This window comes from Prevotella sp. MGM2 (assembly GCF_002933955.1).
In the GTDB taxonomy this organism is placed as follows: Bacteria; Bacteroidota; Bacteroidia; order Bacteroidales; family Bacteroidaceae; genus Alloprevotella.
In genome coordinates, this window is sequence record NZ_BEWW01000239.1 from 1 (window position 1) to 619 (window position 619).

1 protein-coding gene is annotated in these 619 nt (G+C 58.2%); it reads right to left on the reverse strand.

All coding sequences use genetic code 11. The features are described 5' to 3' along the window. Positions 1-619 (reverse strand): phosphate acyltransferase (locus C5S62_RS05915; protein WP_255400144.1); only part of this gene is annotated, 619 nt, incomplete at both ends.

Sequence of the window (619 nt, forward strand, 5' to 3'; positions counted from 1 at the left end):
ACATCTTCGATGGAGCAGCCGCGCGAGAGATCATTCACCGGACGGGCTATGCCCTGAAGGATGGGACCAACAGCCGTGGCATGGCCGAGACGCTGCACGAGTTTGTAGCCGATGTTACCCACCTCAAGACTGGGAACCACCAAAACGTTGGCCTTGCCGGCAATGGGGCTGCCAGGAGCCTTTGACGAGCCTACGGAGGGAACGAGAGCAGCATCAGCCTGCAGTTCACCGTCAATGAGCAGCGAGGGATCCATTTCCTTGGCTATATTAAAGGCTTCCACCACTTTGTCCACCACCTCATGTTTGGCTGATCCCTTAGTAGAAAAACTCAGCATGGCCACACGCGGCGTAATGCCGGCTACCGCCTGAGCGGTACGGGCGGTGCAGACGGCAATCTGAGCCAACTGATTGGCATCGGGCACGGGGGTCACAGCCACATCGCCCATAACGAGCACACCGTTATCGCCACATTCGGGAGCAATGGTAAGCAGGAGCATAGCGCCGCTCACACAGGTGATGCCTGGAGATGTCTTGATAATTTGCAGGGCGGGACGAAGCACATCACCCGTTGTGTTGCGCGCACCGGCCAACTGCCCGTCGGCATGACCGGCCTTAATGA